The sequence below is a fragment of the Methanoculleus sp. UBA303 genome (assembly GCA_002501655.1).
GTDB lineage: Archaea > Halobacteriota > Methanomicrobia > Methanomicrobiales > Methanoculleaceae > Methanoculleus.
In genome coordinates, this window is record DANY01000001.1 from 12,934 (window position 1) to 29,147 (window position 16,214).

The following is a 16,214-nucleotide window of genomic DNA, read 5'->3' on the forward strand; positions in this document are numbered from 1 at the left end:
CTGAGGCGGATGCGGCCCATCCCGCATCTCAAGAATTATATAATCTCCTGCAGACACTGGTACCATGAACTGGAGCCCAGAACAGCGGAGACTGGCGGAGAAATACCGGAGCCTCAACGATATCCCCGTAGACGAGCGGCGGTACAAGTGCCACACGTGCCACTTCGTCGTGGACGAGACCCCCTGCCCTCACTGCGGTGAAGCGTCGCTTGAGATCATGTGCCCGCTTGATCACTGCGACTGCCACCACGCCATCGTCGAGAGTATCGAGTACTGCCCGCTCTGCGGCCATGCAGTCTGCCCCGAATGCGGGAGCCATGACGTCATGCAGATCAGCAGGGTTACCGGATACCTTCAGGACGTCGCGGGCTGGAACGCGGGCAAACAGCAGGAATTGAAAGATAGAGCACGTTATTCCATTGTATGAGGCATTTTGTCAGGGATGACACTCTATTCCTTCGCGGCTGGTTCAGGGCGGCCAGCACCGGCATCAACGGGGGTATCGCCGACGTCACGACGGTCCTGAACCATACGGTGCCGCGCGACTTTGATGACGACCCGCCGCGCCACCTCGACCTCCTCGCAGCCCGGCACGGACTCTCCGGCGAGTATTTCGGGCTTCTGACCGCCGTTGATATGCGCCACCTCTGCGTCCTCCAGTACGACTTCGTCACGGTCTTCATCACGGCGGGGGTGACGAATCCGACGCCTTCTGTCGACGACGCTCCGCACACCATCAACATCATCGTCTACAGCCGTGAGGGGATGTGCGACGCCGCGCTCCTCGAGGCGATCATCACGTCGACCGGGGCGAAGGCGCAGGCGCTCCACGACCTTGGCTACGATTTTCCCGGCACTACCACGGATGCGGTCGTCGTCGCCTGTGAGCGCAACGCCGCCCCGGTACATACCTACGCCGGGACACTGACCGAAGTCGGCCAACGGGTCCATGCGGCCGTCCTCTACGGTCTCCCGGAGGCTCTCGCGCGGCAGCAGGGGAAGGTCCGGCGGAGTGATCCGTCGTTCTTCATCTACAGCCGTTACGGCGGAGAACACTGGGTGGAGTGGGAGAAGGAGGGGTGTCCCTACTACCCCTGCCACTTCCCGGGCCAGCGGTGCGACTACTGCTACTGTCCCTGCTACCCCTGCACCGATGAGGAACTCGGGGAATGGGTCGAGAGTTCGAGCGGCGGCAGGGTCTGGGGGTGCGCCACATGCACGCTCCTGCATGTCCCGGAGGTCGCGGAATATATGAAAAGAAATCCCGAGGCCACTCTCGCTGAGCTCAAGCGCCTCCGGGACCGGTTGTAGAACCCTACCGGCTTCACGCCTCGGCAACGCCGAGGGCAGAGAGCATCTCTTCGAGAGGGACGCCGTGTGCCTGGGCGGCTTCCCGGATCGTCTCGTTATTTGCGATGGCACAGCCAAGGCAACCCATTCCGAACCGGAAGAGTACCTGTGCCGATTCGGGCTTCTCCCGAAGGAGGTCCGCGATTGTACTGTCCGCAGTTAATGCCATACAGCTGATGTTGTCCCTGCCCCTATATATACGTTAAAGGAGCGGGCGCGAAGATCGCACGATTCGGCCCCGGACTGCAAAATGGCGCATTCGGGCGTCCCTTCCGGACAGGGGGCCCGGTGAATTCGAAAGACCTCATCTCGCCAGCGAGGAGACGCCTTCCGGCCGCCACTGTGTGACGCGAAAATGCAGACGGGCCGCTGCCACCGCGCTCTTCCCCGGTCGGCCGTATCGGTGGCCTTCCATGGCGAGGGTCCGGGTTTCATTTTCACACCGCGCGCCGAGTCTTAATACCCTCACGGTGTAAACTACAGACTGGAGATGTAAGTATGAACCTATCCGAGGTAACAGAGAGAATCTCCCGGAAACTTGAAGCAAAGGGTGCACAGCCCGATCGGCAGAAGATCGAATCACGCCTCCACCGTCTCGTCGAGGAGTTCGGCGTCAACATCGCCGAGGCCGAGCGGACGGTGACGGGCGATCTCGCCCGCGAGTATAACCTCACCGGTGTCGGGAGCACCTCCACGGAGCTCCGCCCGATAAGCGAGATTGTTCCCGGCGAGTGGGTAACGATCGAGGGAAAGATCGTTGCCCTGACCCCATCGCTCTCGCCCTCGATCGCGCAGACCGGGATCATCGCCGACTCGAGCGGCGCCATGCGCTTCGTGACCTGGACCCGGGCGAACGCCCCTGCGATGGAGTACGGTCGCTGGTACCGGATCGAGTCCGCGGTCGTCGACGAGTATAAAGGCGCACCGAACCTGAAGATCCACTCGGGCACCACCATCTCCCGGATGGAGAAGGATGTTCCGCTCCTCCCCTCGATAACGCCGATTACAGAACTGAAGTCGGGTGTGGGAAGCGTGCGGGCCAAGGTCATCCAGGACTGGGAAGTATCCCATGACCGGATGCTCCAGACGGGGCTCCTCGGCGACGAGAGCGGCACCATCAAGTTCGTCATCTGGAAAGAGGACGGAGACGGCCCATCCCAGGGGGCCGACCCGGCGGCTCCAGAGGAGCCGCTCGGCAAGGAGAAGTTGAGTCTCGATACTGTCTACAACATCTTCTATGCCACCATCGACGAATACAACGGCAGGCTCTCCCTTTCCCTGAACACGGCGATGTACATATCGGACGAGGGTGATATCGAGGTCGGGCGAAACGAGACCGAGATCCAGGGCGCTCTCGTCCATGTCGCTCCCGGCTCAGGCCTGATCAAGCGCTGCCCCGTCGAGGGGTGCAACCGGACCCTCTCCCGGCAGAACTACTGCCCGGTGCATGAGATCCAGCCCAACTTCAGGTACGACCTCCGCCTGAAAGCGGTCCTGGACGACGGCATACGCGCCCGAAATGTCCTGATGCAGCGCGACGTCGTTGAGAAACTCGTCGGGATAACCCTGGACGAAGCTATCGGGATTGCGGAATCGAACCCGCTCGGCATGGACGAGATCTTCTACCGTGTCAGGAATGCGGTGCTCGGGCGCTACTACACCTGCAGCGGCGGCGAGTTCGCCGGCAGGCTGCTCGTCGATTCCTGCACCCCGATCACGTTTGAGCCCGCAGAACTGGCTGCGCTGCTGAACCGCGCCGGAGGTGAGCCGGCATGAGCCCCCAGGCCGCATACGAGCGTGAACCGGCGCGGAGGGTTTTTGCATCCGAACTCCGCGAGACCCGCTACCAGTTCAAGGAGGGCGACGACGAGAAGAGCCCGACCTTCGTCCTCCTCCCGAGCGGCATCCGGAGCAACCGCATCTTTGTTGTGGGAACCCTCACGGAGAAGCAGCGGCAGGGTGACCAGAACATCTTCTACCGTGGACGGGTGGTCGACCCGACGGGGACCTTCTTCATCATGGCAGGGTCGTACCAGCCCGAGGCGATGCAGCAACTTGCCCGGATAGAGGCACCTGCGTTCGTCGCCGTCGTCGGCAAGCCGAACCTCTACACGACCCCGGACGGGACCTGCCTGGTCTCGGTTCGCGTGGAGTCGATCTCGGTCGTGGACCGCGATACCCGCGACCTCTGGGTGCTGGATACCGCCCGCGAAACCCTGGACCGGCTGGAAGCGTTCGGGACCACCGAAGACTCCAAAAAGGCCCAGGAGGAGTACGGGACGCAGCCGGACGTCTACCGGAAGATCGCCTACGACGCACTCACCCAGGTGCAGTTGTAGAGCCGCGATCTACCTCCCAAAACTGTTTTTTGACAAAGTAATCGTGATCATGCCGGCCGCCCTGGCGGGGCGCCTTACCTGGAGATGGTAGAACGAGTGTTTCATGGTTCCCACAGACATCGCAACGTGAACCTGGGCAACCCTCCCGGAGGGTTACTCCGTCTGCTCCTCCCCCGTCACCCCCTCGCCGGGCTCCTGCCTGCCCCCCTTCCACTCCCCCTTCAGTTCAGGGTAGTCCGCGAGGATCTTGCTGACCGTGCTCCTGCTGACGTCGAACATCCTGCAGATCTGGCTGATGCTTGTCCCGGACTGCCGTATTGTGAGGAGCGCCTCAACCTGACCCTCGTTGAGCGCTCTCGGCCTCCCAATGGGCCGCCCTCCCTCTTTCTTCGCCTTCTTCGACGCCAGCGGGGCGGCCTTCCGGGTGCTCTCCCGATATCGGTCCATATACGCGATGAAGTTACCGGTGGCTTCCCTCCGGAGTTCCGGGTCGTCCCGGAACCCGAAGAAATCATTGTTCACGCAGTAAACTGTGTATTGATCGTTCAGGGCTCTGAGCGTTGCAAGCCCGGCATCCATATCCCTGGCAAGATCGGCAAGATCGTAGATGATAATGTCGGGGCAGTTGTTGGCGGCACAGTAATCCAGCATCTCCACAAAGCCCTTCCGCTTCTCCGGAGGCGTTGCATTCGCCCGGTGGTCATGGAAAATCCCGACGATCCCAAACCGGTATTTACAATAGTTCTCGACTTCAGCTTTTTGTGCTGCGAAATCCCCCTTCTTTCTTGTATTCAAGTATGCCACAGCATCTTTTTTCATCCGTTTATGGTATTGTATAATTGTATATATTGTTTTTCAAGAACCTCAAGCAACGTGATTTTAAGGCGTGTCGGGGGATCCCGGAAATATTCCAGCCTTGCTCCGGTAATGTGTAATAACAGACACCGGAGACAACCTCCCCCAGAGGATGGTTGTGCCCCTGTTCCGGGTGCGGTCCCGGGGGGTACAACTCCAGAGAGCAACGCGATCCGAATCTGCACGGTGCTCAAGCTTCCTCTTTTCGGAAAATCGCAACGCGGAGGCCATCTCAGACTCAGACGTTCCGAACGGCTCCAGAGGCCCTTCCAGACCGCCTCAGGCCACAGGCCCAAAAAAGTTATACTCCCGGTCTCCGGGACTCCCACCGGTCGAGCACTTCCTGCCCCTCAACAAAGACGAGCCCGTGCTCCCGTGCGTAGTTCGCCGCATCCTCCTTCGAGAGGGCTAACCCGGTTTCGTCGTCCAGCATCTCGCAGATCGTGACCGCCGGAGTGATCCCGGCCATGCCGGCAAGCGCGATCGAGAGTTCGGTCTGCCCGCGCCGTTCATCGAGCAGCCGGTCGGCGGCCCGCAGGAGCGCCATATGGCCCGGCGTCCGGAAGTGCGCGGCAAAGTCGTGACCGCCGCCGTTGAGCGACTTTCTCACCTCGTCTGCGATTGCGGTGACTGTCAGGGCACGGTCCCGGTCCGTGATCCCGGTATAGGTCTCCCGGTGGTTCACCCAGAGCGAGAACGACGAATGGTTCTTCGGGTCGTACGGGACCTCGCCGTCCTTCTCGACGAGACTGCACGCACGCAGGACGTCGTGCGCAAACGGCAGGCCGAGCCTCTTTGCAGCCTCGGGATGCACCGCCGTGCAGATCAGCCCGCCGCCGTCTTTACGCATCTGCCTGATATGGGCAGGTGTGACCACATCCGACCGGATTGCGAAATCAGTCTCGCGCTCCCGGTTGTCAAAGTCGTACAACAGGACAAATTCACCCTTTGCCAGGGCCTTTATGGCTGCATCAATCATGGGTAATCTCCACATCGATCGTATCGTTATCGTTCAGGTTCAGAGCTTTACGGAGTTCGAATCCGGCGATGACCTCGATGATATCCTCCGGGTAGTGGGTGCGGGAGGGCTCGACGATCGCGCACTCGTGGCCCTCAATCTTGCAGGGGAGCACCCGGGCACCGCCGAACGTCCGCTCATCGGCAGTAAACCCCGGAACATCGATCCACCTCGCGTGGTCGAGGTGTTTTCTAGCCTGGGTGCTCGCCGCATCAAGCCTTATGTTCAGGGTGCCGGGGAAGGGCTCAAACCCGAGGCATCCGCCGAACTGCTCCTTGTAATGGGGGATGCTCATGTAGTAGCGACCTTCCCCGAGCCCGCTGATCACGGTCCCGGTCAGAACGTACTGCCTGCGTTCCGGGTCGAATATCCTGACGTAATCCGTATACTCTCGTTTCAGTTCCTGCTCGCCCTCCCGGGTGACAGCGACGTACTGACCGTCAGACTTCATCGAACGGATGATGAACTGCTGCCGTTCAAGTGCGATCAGCCGCCGCGAGGCGGTCTGGGGGCTGATTCCCAGAGCGTTTCCGAGTGACTGCGATGAGAGCCAGATCGGGCCTCTACACCCACCGAGCAGGGCGATCGTCTTCAGGGACTGCAGGTCCTCTGCTTCAACCATTATACCATAATTGAGATGCATACTATATACGAGTTGCGCAACGATCCGGAGCCAGCGGATCTTCGTGAAATGTCGATGACTTATACGCTAATTATTTAAGTCCAAATGGTAACATTAGCTGTATGAAATCCGGAGTGCGGCATCAGCTTGCCGAGAAGATGGCAGGAGAGATCACACTCTCGGACTCACCGGGACAGGCCCTCAAGAAGTGGCGGCAGAGTTTCAACATCCCCCAGGGACTGCTCGCCGAGCACCTTGAGGTCTCTCCTTCAGTTATCAGTGATTATGAGAGCGGACGGCGAAAGAGTCCGGGAACCGCCATCGTCGGCAAGATCGTCGATACGATCCTCTCGATCGATGAAGACAACGGTGGTCGGTTCATCAACAAATTTGCTAAAATTCTGTACAGCGAATTCGATGAAGACGTTATCTACGACATCCACGAGTATGCATCTCCTGTGGGCCTCTCCGACTTTGCCGGAGTGATCGGCGCCACCACACTCTGCGGCCCGATGGACCAGACAGTCTATGGGTATACGGTGATCAACAGCCTCAATGCAATACTCCAGCTCTCTTCGAGCGAGTTTAACCGCATCTACGGCTGGAGCACGGAGCGTGCACTCATCTTCACCGAAGTCTCAACCGGGAAATCCCCCATGGTGGCGATCAGGGTAACGCCGTTCAAGCCCCGCTGTGTGGTGCTGCAGGGTATCAGCCCGGGAGAGGTGCACCCGCTGATCCCGGGCCTCGCGGAGCGTGACCGGATCACGGTGCTCTGCACCGAGATGGATGTCGAGACGATTATAAGTTCACTACGAGGAGAATCATGGTAGGCATTTATTCGTACGGCGTCTACATACCGCAATACCGGATAAAAGTCCCGGAGATCGCGCGGGTATGGGGTGCCAACGCAGACGACATCACCCGGGGCCTCGGGGTCTTTGAGAAGTCAGTCCCCGACCTGGATGAGGATACCGCAACGATCGCCGTAGAGGCGGCCCGGGCCGCCCTCCGGCGGAGGAACCTCGATCCCGAGGCTATCGGGGCCATTTACGTGGGAAGCGAGTCTCACCCCTACGCGGTCAAGCCCACAGCCTGCACGGTCGGTGAGGCGATTGGGGCGACCCCCAATATGACCGCCGCAGACTACGAGTTTGCGTGCAAGGCCGGAACGGCAGGCATCCAGACCTGTATGGGCATGGTCAAGAGCGGGATGATCCCGTTTGGGATCGCTATCGGTGCGGATGTGGCGCAGGGCGCTCCCGGCGACGCTCTCGAGTACACGGCGGCGGCCGGCGGGGCGGCGTTCGTCATCGGCAATGAGAAGACCATCGCCGATATCAACCAGACCTGCTCTTACACTACCGACACGCCCGACTTCTGGCGGCGCGAGGGGCAGAGTTACCCCCGCCACGGCGGACGGTTCACCGGTGACCCGGGCTACTTCAAGCACGTTCAGGGCGCTGCCCGGCTGATGTTTGAACAGGTAGGGACGAACCCGAAGGACTACGACTACGCTGTCTTCCACCAGCCCAACGCGAAGTTCCCGCAGCGGGTGGCAAAGATGCTCGGCTTCTCCGATGATCAGATCCGGCCCGGCCTCGTCGTCCCGAGGCTCGGCAACACCTACTCGGGGGCATCGATGATCGGTCTTGCCGCCACGCTCGACGTAGCAAAACCCGACGACCGGATCTTCGTCACCTCCTTCGGCTCCGGGGCCGGGAGCGACGCCTTCGACATCACAGTCACCGATGCCATCGACTCCGGGGAGTTTGACCGATCCAGGGCACCGACCGTCGCGAAACTGCTCGCAAACCCAACCTACCTCGACTATGCACTGTATGCCAAACACAAAGGAAAGATCGTGATGCAGAAATGAGAGACGTAGCAGTAATCGGAGTCGGGTGCACGGAGTTCGGGGAGCACTGGGGCACCTCGTTCCGCGACCTCTTCGTTAAGGCGGGGGCGCTGGCGCTCGAGGATGCCGGGATCTCCGGCGAGAATCTCGACGCCCTCTACGTGGGGAACATGAGCGCAGGGAGGTTCGTTGAGCAGGAGCACATCGGTGCCCTGATTGCGGATTACGCCGGGCTCGCGACGAACCATGTCCCCTCGACGAGAGTAGAGGCGGCCTGTGCCTCCGGCGGCCTTGCCTTCCGGCAGGCAGTGATCGCGGTCGCAAGCGGCATGGAGGAGATCGTGGTCGCCGCGGGAGTCGAGAAGATGACCGATGTCGGGACCGGGGCGAGCGTGGACATGCTCGCGAGCGCCGCGGACCGCGAGTGGGAAGGGTTTGCCGGGGCGACCTTCCCCGGGCTCTACGCCATGATTGCAACCGACTACATGCACCGCTACCCGCTCACCCGGGAGCAGCTCGCACAGGTTGCCGTGAAGAACCACGAGAACGGCGCGAAGAACCCGATCGCCCAGTTCCGGAACCGTATCACGGTCGATACGGTACTGAACTCATCGCTGGTCGCCGACCCCCTGCGGCTCTTCGACTGCTCGCCGATCACCGATGGGGCGGCGGCGGTCGTGGTGGTGCCACTCGAACGCGCCCGCGAGTTCACCGATTCGCCGGTGCGGGTGCTCGCAAGCGCCCAGGCGAGCGACACCATCGCGCTCCACGACCGGCGGGACATATCCACCCTGGATGCCTCTGTGGCGGCAGGGAAGCGGGCGTTTGCCCAGGCGGGCCTCACCCACAAGGATATCGACATGCTGGAGGTCCACGACTGCTTCACGATCGCTGAGATCTGTGCGATCGAGGACCTCGGGTTCTGCAAGAAGGGCGAAGCGGGCAGGCTCACCGAAGAAGGGGTGACGGCTCTTGGCGGGGAGATCCCCGTGAACACGAGCGGCGGTCTGAAGGCCTGCGGCCACCCGGTCGGTGCGACCGGGATCAAGCAGATCTACGAGATCGTCAACCAGCTCCGCGGCGAAGCCGCGGGCCGGCAGGTGGATGCAGAGATCGGTATGGCCCACAACGTCGGCGGCACCGGCGCGACAGTCGTCGTGCACATCCTGGGGGCGTAAATATATGTCGGTTTCACGGTTCTGGAGAAAGATCCCGCAACGGTACAACCTCATCGGGACGCAGTGCACGAGCTGCGGGCGATATTTCTTCCCGCCCCGGTCGCTCTGTCCCGACTGTCGGAGGAGCGGCAAGATCGTCGACCACAAGTTCAACGGCGAGGGAACGGTCGTCACCTACACAGTGATCCGGTCGGCAAGCGACCAGTTCGAGCACACCACCCCATACGTCCTCGCGATCGTCGAGCTCGACGAGGGGCCGAGGCTCACCACCCAGGTCGCCTGCCTCCCCGAAGAGGCGAAGATCGGTATGCGGGTTAGAAGCGTCTTCCGCCGGATAGCGGCGGACGGAGAGAGCGGTACCATCCACTACGGCACGAAGTTCGTGCCGACTGAGTGACCCTTCACTCTTTTGGGGGTTCCACGCGGAAGGAACCCCATACTATCCTCCATTGCCGACTCAAGCAAGGTTGGTGCGGTGGTTTTCAGTAACTCCCCTTCGCGTGAAGCCATATCACTCCACCCCACTCCTACGGAACTCTGTTCATCGCGAAGATCGGACACCCTCAAAAGACAGCCGGAAAAAATTAGCAGCCCTCTTTCTCCACGACGATATCATATACCGCATGCCACTTCCCCGGCGAGTAGGTCCTGACCTGCCGCTCGGTGACTTCCCCGGAGGTAACAGCCCGGATCAGGGGGAGAAATTCACCCTCCTGCTCCTCTAAAGCGTAGAGATGGATCGTCCCGCCGTCCCGGCAGAGCGCGGCGGCCGCCGGGAGGAACTGCGGTGCGGCCAGAGGAAGGTTCATGACGATCCGGTCGAAGGGGGGAAAGCCGATCCCGGTGAGGTTTCCGGCGTCTGCGAGCATCGGAATGACGTTTTTAGCCCGGTTGAGCGCGATGTTGTGGACCAGAAGGTGGACCGCTGCGGGGTTGAGATCCGCGGCGACGACGAGAGCGGCCCTGCGGGCGAGGGAGATGGCGAACGGCCCGACACCGGCAAACATATCGAGCACCCGCTCCCCCTCCTCCATCGTCTCGAGGACCCGCTGCCGCTCGGTCGAGAGCCGGGCCGAGAAGTAGGCGAGAGCAAGGTCCACGTCGAAGTAGAGCCCGTACTCGGTCACCCGGGTGCAGGTGATGGGAGTCCCGGCAAGGACAGTAAACCGGCGGGTGCGGTACTCCCCCTCGACCGGACCTGCCGGGAAGAGCACCGTCTGCAGGGACGGCCGGGAGGAGAGCAGCATCCGGGCGGCCTCCGGGTCGTCGTCCTGCATGATGGCGATCCCGCCCACGAGCTCGTGGCGGGGGAGTTCAGCGCGTTCCGGAACGGCCTCGAACTCGCACCAGGCGGCGCCCGCGATCTCCCGGGCGACCGGGAAGAGGATGGCGTCCCCCTCGGGGCGCGGCTTTAAGCCCCGGTCGAGGAGCCCCTCTTCAAGCAGCCGGCGCCGTGTCTGCTCGGCCTCTCGCTTCGGTACCGCAAGGCACCACTGCTCCTTATCCACATCGACCACCAGCCATCTTTAGGTATGCGTTCTCATACTTATTCATGGATGAGTACATCAGGAGGCTCAAAGACGGCTCCCTCAAACTCTATGCGCTCGAGAAGGAACTCCCGCCGGAAGAGGCGGTCCGGGTGCGGCGGGCGTTCATCGAGGGCGAGACCGGCACCCCCCTCCCCGCAGTGGGGTCGTTCTCCATCGGGATCGACCGGGTGGTGAAGCGCAACATCGAGAACATGATCGGCACGGTGCAGGTGCCGCTCGGCGTCGCGGGGCCACTCCGGGTGAAGGGCGAGTATGCCGCCGGGTCGTACTATCTCCCCCTTGCGACGACCGAAGGGGCGCTCGTCGCCTCGGTGAACCGCGGGTGCTCCCTGATCAGCCGGGCGGGCGGTGCGGACGTGCGGATCATGCGGGACGGGATGACCCGGGCGCCGGTCTTTGCCGCCCGTGACGTCGTCCACGCCCGCGAAGTGGTTGCCTGGGTCGAGGAGCACGCCGCCGAGATCCGCGAGACCGCGCAGAGCACCACACGACATGGGGAGTTCCTTGAAGCCGTCACCTACGTTGCCGGGACAAACGTCTTCATCCGGATCGAGTTCGACACCAAGGACGCCATGGGCATGAACATGGTGACGATCGCAGGCCAGAAGGTAGGGGAGTTCATCGAGCGGGAGACCGGGGCCCGCCTCGTCGCCACCTCCGGGAACATGTGCACCGACAAGAAACCCGCGGCGATCAACCTGGTCCGGGGCCGGGGGAAGACCGTGGTCGCGGGCGTGCGGCTCACCGACGCGATGGTCGCCGACCTCTTGAAGACCAATGCGGAGACCCTCGCCGAGGTCAACTACAGGAAGAACCTGGTGGGCTCGGCGCGGGCGGCCTCGTTCGGGTTCAACGCCCAGGCGGCAAACGTCGTCGCCGCGACGTTCATCGCCTGCGGGCAGGACCCCGCCCACGTCGTCGAGGGGAGCACCGCGATCACCACCGTCGACCGGGTGGACGGCGGGGTCTATGTCTCGGTCACCCTCCCGTCGCTCCCGGTGGGGACGGTCGGCGGCGGCACGGGGGTCGATACCCAGCGGGAGTGCCTCGCGATGCTCGGCGTCGCCGGGGGCGGCGACCCGCCGGGAGCCCACGCTAAGGCGTTTGCGGAGATTGTGGGGGCAGGGGTGCTCGCCGGCGAGCTCTCCCTCCTCGGTGCCCTCGCGGCCCAGCACCTTGCCCGGGCCCACCAGGATCTCGGGCGTGGATAACAAGGGGCACTGCTGGTTCCGGACCCCTAAAACCGGAACCACTTCATCATAACGAGAGCGTCTTCATCGTTTGCGTAATAAGAGGCGATCTGGAAGACTTCCCGGTAGCCGAGGCGGCGGTAGAACTCCTGTGCCCCGGTGTTGGTGATCCGAACCTCCAGCTGGGCCCCGCCCGCGCCCGAAAGAGAAAACTCCTGTTCCAGGCGGCGGATGAGGCGCTGCCCGATTCCCTGGCGCCGGTACCCCGGGGCGACCGCGAGGTTCATGATATGCCCATAACGTTCTTCGCCGGTGTTTTCGAGGCCCGCGGCGACGAACCCTGCCAGATCTCCGTTGCTCCGGGCCACAAAGAACGTCTCCGGGTAGTAGGCAAGCGATTCCTGGAGTGTCCTCTCGTCCCACGGATCGACGAATGTTATCCTCTCAATGGCAACTATCTGCGGAATATCTGCAGGCTGTGCCCTGCGAATGGTAAGTTGAAGCGGCATCATAGTTACCGGTCTCTCCCTCGTGGAGTGCCTTACCTAATATAGTGTCAGGAGACAAAATAGTAGGCACATACGAGTTGGCGGTTACCATGGTTCAGATCTATCGTTTCGCGGCGGTCCGTCCAGAGCGGCGGTACTCCGAAAAAATTCCTTCCGTGCCGTACGATGTGGTGACGGCAGAGGAGGCCCGGGAGTGCATCGAGAAGAATCCCCTGAGTTTCCTGCGGGTCAGCCGGCCCGATGCCGAGCTCCCCGACATTCCTCCGCACGACGACCGGGTCTACGAGCGGGCGCGGGAGGTCTTCGACAGCATGCTCGCGGACGGCCAGTTGCAACGGGATCCGGAACCCGGGATGTACGTCTACCGGGCCGTCCAGGACGGCGAAGAGTTCATTGGGCTGGTCTGCTGCGTGGCGACGGAGGACTACGAGAACCGGCAGATCCGGCGGCACGAGCTCACGCGGTACGACAAGGAAGAGGACCGGACCCGGCACATCGACGCGGTGGGGGCGAACACCGGCCTCGTCTTCCTGCTCTACCGCGACCCTGGAGAGATCTTCTCCTGCACCCATTCCCTCATCGACGGAACGGAACCTGACGGGAGCACCACGACCGGCTCGGGAGTACTCCACCAGGTTTACCGGGTCACCGATGAGGCAGTCCTCTCCCGTCTCGAGGACCTCTTTTCAGCCGTGCCGGAGACCTACATCGCAGACGGCCACCACCGGGCCAAGTCGGCGGTGAACGTGGCAGAGCGGCGCCGAAGCGATGGGAGGTTCACCGAGGAGGCAGGGAAGTTCATGGTGGTCCTCTTCGCCCACGACCGGGTCCGCATCCACGGCTACAGCAGGCTTGTTTCGGATCTCGGCAACTTCACCCTCCCGGGGTTCATCGACGCGCTCTTAACAGCAGGCTGGAATGTCCGGCCCTACGGGAAGGTCGACGCTGCAGATTACCAGATCCCGCCGCTCGCGACCGGAGAGGACCCGGTCCATGTCATGCACTTCTACCTGGAGAAGACCTGGTACGAGGTCTCCCGGCCGGTCAGAGACTCCGCCGACCTGATAGGGTCGCTGGACGTATCGGTGCTGCAGAAGGAGGTGCTCGAAGGAATGCTTGGTATCTCCGACCCCCGGGGCGATCCCAGGCTCAACTACATGGGCGGGGCAAAACCGCTCTCCGGACTCGAGCGGCTCGTCGACTCCGGCGAGTACGCCCTCGCAGTGGCCATGCAGCCGGTGAAGGTCGAGACGGTGCTCGCGATCGCGGACGCGGACGGCGTCATGCCCCCGAAATCCACCTGGTTCGAGCCGAAGCTCCTCTCGGGGCTTGTCATCCACACCATCAACTGAAAAATCCATATCACCACATTTAACTCTTTTTCTGCCCGATCACCTCTTCATGATAACGATTGCTCTCCCGAAGGGAAGCCTTGAAGCGCAGACGCTCCAGCTCTTCAAGGAGGCCGACCTCGAGGTCAGGCGGACCGACCGCGACTACAACCCCCGCATCAACGATTCAAGGATCGGGAAGGTGAAGATCCTCCGGCCGCAGGAGATCCCGCTCTACGTCCAGATGGGCTACTTCGACCTCGGGATATCGGGGCTTGACTGGGTGCAGGAGAGCGGCGCCGACGTCGCGGAGATCGCAAACCTCTCCTACAGCAAGACCGGCGACGGGAACGTGAAGATCGTGGTTGCGGTCCACCGCGACGAGCCTATCGAGAGCGTCGCCGCCATCCGGCCGGGCAGCCGGGTGACGACCGAGTATCCCCGGATCACGGAGCAGTTTTTTAAGGAGATCGGAGTTCCTGTCAGGCTCTTTGCCTCCTATGGGGCTTCGGAGGCAAAGGTGCCCGACCTGATGGACGTCGTCGTCGACCTCACTGAGACGGGGAGCACGCTCAAGAAGAACGGGTTAAAGATCGTCGGCCAGATCATGGAGTCGCACACCGCACTCCTCGCAAACCACGAGTCCCTCCGGGATCCGGAGAAGCGCCGGGAGATCGAGGAGATCACGACCCTCCTCCTCGGGGTGATCGAGGCGCGCCACCAGGTGCTCCTGACGATGAACGTGCCGTCGGCGGCGCTCGACCGCGTCATCGAGGCCCTCCCCGCGATGAAGAAGCCCACCGTCAGCAGGCTGCACGGCATCGATTACTTCAGTATCCAGACGGTTGTGCAGAAGGGGCTTGTCAACGGTCTCATCCCGCACCTGAAGGCGGCAGGCGCCGAGGATATCCTTGAGATCCCGATAGCAAAAATAGTGCGGTGAGGGGGACCAGCCTTACCAGCGCCGGGAGTACCCCTTCGAGCAGGCACGGCAGACAAGCTTGCCTTCCTCGACCCGGACCCGGGACTCGGCGGTCAGCTCGCCGCATTTTGCGCACGGCACCGACCGGAATATCCGGGCCCGCTCCGGTATCTCGACGTCGACCTCCCGGATGGTGAAGAGGGTCTCGGCGGGGAGGTCGAGGATCGCCTCGACGAGCCGGTCCGTCCGCCTCCGGTACTCGGCCCATTCCTCGTCGGGGACCCGGGCCTGCATGACCCGTGCCCGGAGCGAGGCAAGACCGGGGTCGAGCGAGTCGGTGTCAAACGACGGGTTCCCCGTGATCCGGACTGCGTCGCCGGTCAGGCGGTTGATGAACGTGAAGGCGTGCTTGCCGTAGTTCTTAAAGAAGAGGTTTCCCTTCCCGACGGTGCATCCTGTCAGGACCTGAATGGCATCGACGCCGCAGGCGTCGGTCTCGGCGATGGTGACGAGCTCCTCGTCCTCGGCCCGGCCGGTGCGGAGCCGCTCGAGGGCGGTCTCGGCCGCCCGGTATCCCAGCGCAAGGCCGGGACAGACGTGGCCGTGGAAGGCGGCCGCTTCAGCGAACCGGCCGTGTGCTTCTCCCGGCGTGCCGGGGGGTGTGGTAGTACACATGTGCTTACCTTGTATGAGATGTTGTTACCAACGGAGGGATATAGGTTATGATACTGTGCCGGGGCTCGCGGGCCGGGGCTCGGGGTATATAAAGACCGGGGTGGCCGGGGCTCGCGGGCCGCGTACCCGGTGAAATGTTTTTGCCGCCGGGTACCTGCACGTTTCCAGTATCCAGCACGGACGGCAAATTTTTGAATCTGCCAGAGAGGTGGTTATTTATATCCCTTCGTGTATAATGACTGCCTTACATGAGATCCTCCGGAAGCGTCCCGGCCCTGGTTGCCGCAGTCTGTATCCTCTGCACCGCGTGCGGTTGTCTTGGCGCATCTCCGGCGCCGACCGGCGGCGGCATCACCCCCATCGACCTGCCGGAACCGCCGGAGGCATACACGCTCTCCGGGGCTCTCAGCGAACTTGAACTCCTTGAGGCCGAAGGGGGCCTGAACGTCACCGGCACATCGGTGCACCAGGTGCTCGGGACCGGCGTCGATCTCGACGGTCGGGCCGCCTCCTGGGCCCTCGGCCTCCGGGACGGTGAGGAGGTCCGGTGGCTGACCTTCGGTCTTGCGGGCTGGAAGGAGATCTCGCTTCCGGCCCCCCTGCCCGCGGAGGAGGTGAACGTCACCGGCGTCCTCTCGCCCGAAGACCTTCTTCGCGGCCAAGAGGAGGTCCTCCGGCCCGTGATGGAGCGGCTCGGTGCCGATACGGTTGATATCGCGCTCGCGGAGGGGGTCTACAGTGTCACCGCCCGAACGGATGCCGGGATGGAGACCCTCGCGTTCCGGGCGGATACCGGGGAGGTGGTCGTATAGGTCCG

General features: G+C 62.6%; 19 protein-coding genes. 12 read left to right on the forward strand and 7 right to left on the reverse strand.

Going from position 1 to position 16,214, the window contains the following annotated elements:
• Positions 1–64 precede the first annotated feature (64 nt).
• Together nrdD and BP846_RS00065 are read left to right on the forward strand one after the other, a co-directional pair.
• Positions 65–427: an anaerobic ribonucleoside-triphosphate reductase gene (gene nrdD, locus BP846_RS00060; RefSeq protein ID WP_292392002.1), complete on the forward strand. Its 363-nt coding sequence runs from the start codon at positions 65–67 to the stop codon at positions 425–427.
• Positions 424–1,311, forward strand: coding sequence for an adenosylcobinamide amidohydrolase (locus BP846_RS00065; protein ID WP_292392003.1), 888 nt, complete (start codon positions 424–426; stop codon positions 1,309–1,311). The genes nrdD and BP846_RS00065 overlap by 4 nt, the downstream gene beginning before the upstream one ends.
• 13 nt (positions 1,312–1,324) lie before the next feature.
• Here the strand turns inward: BP846_RS00065 and BP846_RS00070 are convergent, their stop codons facing one another.
• A complete protein-coding gene (locus BP846_RS00070) occupies positions 1,325–1,519 on the reverse strand; it encodes a DUF1858 domain-containing protein (protein WP_292392004.1) in 195 nt (64 codons plus the stop codon).
• 329 nt (positions 1,520–1,848) lie between these two features.
• On the opposite strand from BP846_RS00070, the gene BP846_RS00075 reads away from it, so the two are divergent.
• Together BP846_RS00075 and BP846_RS00080 are read left to right on the forward strand one after the other, a co-directional pair.
• Positions 1,849–3,126, forward strand: a complete 1,278-nt coding sequence (locus tag BP846_RS00075) for a nucleotide-binding protein (RefSeq protein ID WP_292392005.1) — start codon at positions 1,849–1,851, stop codon at positions 3,124–3,126.
• The gene (locus tag BP846_RS00080) at positions 3,123–3,689 is read left to right on the forward strand and encodes an RPA family protein (protein ID WP_292392006.1); all 567 of its coding nucleotides are present in this window, start codon (positions 3,123–3,125) and stop codon (positions 3,687–3,689) included. Before BP846_RS00075 ends, BP846_RS00080 begins: the two co-directional genes overlap by 4 nt.
• Before the next feature lie 153 nt (positions 3,690–3,842).
• Here the strand turns inward: BP846_RS00080 and BP846_RS00085 are convergent, their stop codons facing one another.
• The 3 genes from BP846_RS00085 to BP846_RS00095 form a co-directional block, all read right to left on the reverse strand.
• Positions 3,843–4,508 (reverse strand): recombinase family protein, encoded by a 666-nt coding sequence (locus BP846_RS00085; RefSeq protein WP_292392007.1) that lies wholly within the window; start codon positions 4,506–4,508, stop codon positions 3,843–3,845.
• Between the two features lie 337 nt (positions 4,509–4,845).
• A complete protein-coding gene (gene ribB, locus BP846_RS00090; RefSeq protein WP_292392008.1) occupies positions 4,846–5,523 on the reverse strand; it encodes a 3,4-dihydroxy-2-butanone-4-phosphate synthase in 678 nt (225 codons plus the stop codon).
• Entirely contained in the window at positions 5,516–6,184 is a 669-nt protein-coding gene (locus tag BP846_RS00095; protein WP_292392009.1) for a DUF120 domain-containing protein, read from the reverse strand. Before BP846_RS00095 ends, ribB begins: the two co-directional genes overlap by 8 nt.
• A 122-nt stretch (positions 6,185–6,306) precedes the next feature.
• Here BP846_RS00095 and BP846_RS00100 point away from each other — a divergent pair, with 122 nt between their 5' ends.
• From BP846_RS00100 to BP846_RS00115, 4 genes are read left to right on the forward strand one after another with little or no spacing between them, the layout of a single operon-like run.
• A complete protein-coding gene (locus BP846_RS00100) occupies positions 6,307–7,017 on the forward strand; it encodes a helix-turn-helix domain-containing protein (RefSeq protein WP_292392010.1) in 711 nt (236 codons plus the stop codon).
• Entirely contained in the window at positions 7,011–8,063 is a 1,053-nt protein-coding gene (locus tag BP846_RS00105; RefSeq protein ID WP_292392011.1) for a hydroxymethylglutaryl-CoA synthase, read from the forward strand. The genes BP846_RS00100 and BP846_RS00105 overlap by 7 nt, the downstream gene beginning before the upstream one ends.
• On the forward strand, positions 8,060–9,220 hold the full coding sequence (locus BP846_RS00110; protein ID WP_292392012.1) for a thiolase domain-containing protein: 1,161 nt from the start codon (positions 8,060–8,062) through the stop codon (positions 9,218–9,220). The genes BP846_RS00105 and BP846_RS00110 overlap by 4 nt, the downstream gene beginning before the upstream one ends.
• Positions 9,221–9,224: 4 nt before the next feature.
• Complete coding sequence (locus tag BP846_RS00115) at positions 9,225–9,617, forward strand: Zn-ribbon domain-containing OB-fold protein (RefSeq protein ID WP_292392013.1); 393 nt, start codon at positions 9,225–9,227, stop codon at positions 9,615–9,617.
• Positions 9,618–9,804: 187 nt separating this feature from the next.
• Here BP846_RS00115 and BP846_RS00120 read toward each other — a convergent pair whose 3' ends face one another.
• Positions 9,805–10,728 carry a class I SAM-dependent methyltransferase gene (locus tag BP846_RS00120; protein WP_292392032.1) on the reverse strand — a complete coding sequence of 308 codons (924 nt, stop codon included), beginning with the start codon at positions 10,726–10,728 and terminating at the stop codon, positions 9,805–9,807.
• Positions 10,729–10,772: 44 nt separating this feature from the next.
• Here BP846_RS00120 and hmgA point away from each other — a divergent pair, with 44 nt between their 5' ends.
• Positions 10,773–11,981, forward strand: coding sequence for a hydroxymethylglutaryl-CoA reductase (NADPH) (gene hmgA, locus BP846_RS00125; RefSeq protein WP_292392014.1), 1,209 nt, complete (start codon positions 10,773–10,775; stop codon positions 11,979–11,981).
• Positions 11,982–12,007: 26 nt separating this feature from the next.
• On the opposite strand, the gene rimI is transcribed toward hmgA, so the two are convergent.
• Entirely contained in the window at positions 12,008–12,472 is a 465-nt protein-coding gene (rimI, locus tag BP846_RS00130) for a ribosomal protein S18-alanine N-acetyltransferase (RefSeq protein ID WP_349680741.1), read from the reverse strand.
• Positions 12,473–12,558: 86 nt separating this feature from the next.
• On the opposite strand from rimI, the gene BP846_RS00135 reads away from it, so the two are divergent.
• Positions 12,559–13,821, forward strand: coding sequence for a DUF1015 domain-containing protein (locus tag BP846_RS00135; RefSeq protein ID WP_292392015.1), 1,263 nt, complete (start codon positions 12,559–12,561; stop codon positions 13,819–13,821).
• 49 nt (positions 13,822–13,870) lie between these two features.
• Positions 13,871–14,743 carry an ATP phosphoribosyltransferase gene (hisG, locus tag BP846_RS00140; RefSeq protein ID WP_292392016.1) on the forward strand — a complete coding sequence of 291 codons (873 nt, stop codon included), beginning with the start codon at positions 13,871–13,873 and terminating at the stop codon, positions 14,741–14,743.
• A 12-nt stretch (positions 14,744–14,755) separates the two neighbouring features.
• Here the strand turns inward: hisG and BP846_RS00145 are convergent, their stop codons facing one another.
• The gene (locus BP846_RS00145; RefSeq protein ID WP_292392017.1) at positions 14,756–15,397 is read right to left on the reverse strand and encodes an FmdE family protein; all 642 of its coding nucleotides are present in this window, start codon (positions 15,395–15,397) and stop codon (positions 14,756–14,758) included.
• A gap of 248 nt (positions 15,398–15,645) precedes the next feature.
• Between BP846_RS00145 and BP846_RS00150 the strand changes: the two genes are divergently transcribed.
• Positions 15,646–16,209 carry a hypothetical protein gene (locus tag BP846_RS00150; protein WP_292392018.1) on the forward strand — a complete coding sequence of 188 codons (564 nt, stop codon included), beginning with the start codon at positions 15,646–15,648 and terminating at the stop codon, positions 16,207–16,209.
• The last annotated feature ends 5 nt before the right edge of the window (positions 16,210–16,214 follow it).

Bases quoted from the DNA above. Each gene is read 5' to 3' on its own strand.
- nrdD (WP_292392002.1), top strand. From the start codon at position 65: ATGAACTGGAGCCCAGAACAGCGGAGACTGGCGGAGAAATACCGGAGC.
- BP846_RS00065 (WP_292392003.1), top strand. From the start codon at position 424: ATGAGGCATTTTGTCAGGGATGACACTCTATTCCTTCGCGGCTGGTTC.
- BP846_RS00070 (WP_292392004.1), bottom strand. From the start codon at position 1,519: ATGGCATTAACTGCGGACAGTACAATCGCGGACCTCCTTCGGGAGAAG.
- BP846_RS00075 (WP_292392005.1), top strand. From the start codon at position 1,849: ATGAACCTATCCGAGGTAACAGAGAGAATCTCCCGGAAACTTGAAGCA.
- BP846_RS00080 (WP_292392006.1), top strand. From the start codon at position 3,123: ATGAGCCCCCAGGCCGCATACGAGCGTGAACCGGCGCGGAGGGTTTTT.
- BP846_RS00085 (WP_292392007.1), bottom strand. From the start codon at position 4,508: ATGAAAAAAGATGCTGTGGCATACTTGAATACAAGAAAGAAGGGGGAT.
- ribB (WP_292392008.1), bottom strand. From the start codon at position 5,523: ATGATTGATGCAGCCATAAAGGCCCTGGCAAAGGGTGAATTTGTCCTG.
- BP846_RS00095 (WP_292392009.1), bottom strand. From the start codon at position 6,184: ATGGTTGAAGCAGAGGACCTGCAGTCCCTGAAGACGATCGCCCTGCTC.
- BP846_RS00100 (WP_292392010.1), top strand. From the start codon at position 6,307: ATGAAATCCGGAGTGCGGCATCAGCTTGCCGAGAAGATGGCAGGAGAG.
- BP846_RS00105 (WP_292392011.1), top strand. From the start codon at position 7,011: ATGGTAGGCATTTATTCGTACGGCGTCTACATACCGCAATACCGGATA.
- BP846_RS00110 (WP_292392012.1), top strand. From the start codon at position 8,060: ATGAGAGACGTAGCAGTAATCGGAGTCGGGTGCACGGAGTTCGGGGAG.
- BP846_RS00115 (WP_292392013.1), top strand. From the start codon at position 9,225: ATGTCGGTTTCACGGTTCTGGAGAAAGATCCCGCAACGGTACAACCTC.
- hmgA (WP_292392014.1), top strand. From the start codon at position 10,773: ATGGATGAGTACATCAGGAGGCTCAAAGACGGCTCCCTCAAACTCTAT.
- rimI (WP_349680741.1), bottom strand. From the start codon at position 12,472: ATGATGCCGCTTCAACTTACCATTCGCAGGGCACAGCCTGCAGATATT.
- BP846_RS00135 (WP_292392015.1), top strand. From the start codon at position 12,559: ATGGTTCAGATCTATCGTTTCGCGGCGGTCCGTCCAGAGCGGCGGTAC.
- hisG (WP_292392016.1), top strand. From the start codon at position 13,871: ATGATAACGATTGCTCTCCCGAAGGGAAGCCTTGAAGCGCAGACGCTC.
- BP846_RS00145 (WP_292392017.1), bottom strand. From the start codon at position 15,397: ATGTGTACTACCACACCCCCCGGCACGCCGGGAGAAGCACACGGCCGG.
- BP846_RS00150 (WP_292392018.1), top strand. From the start codon at position 15,646: ATGAGATCCTCCGGAAGCGTCCCGGCCCTGGTTGCCGCAGTCTGTATC.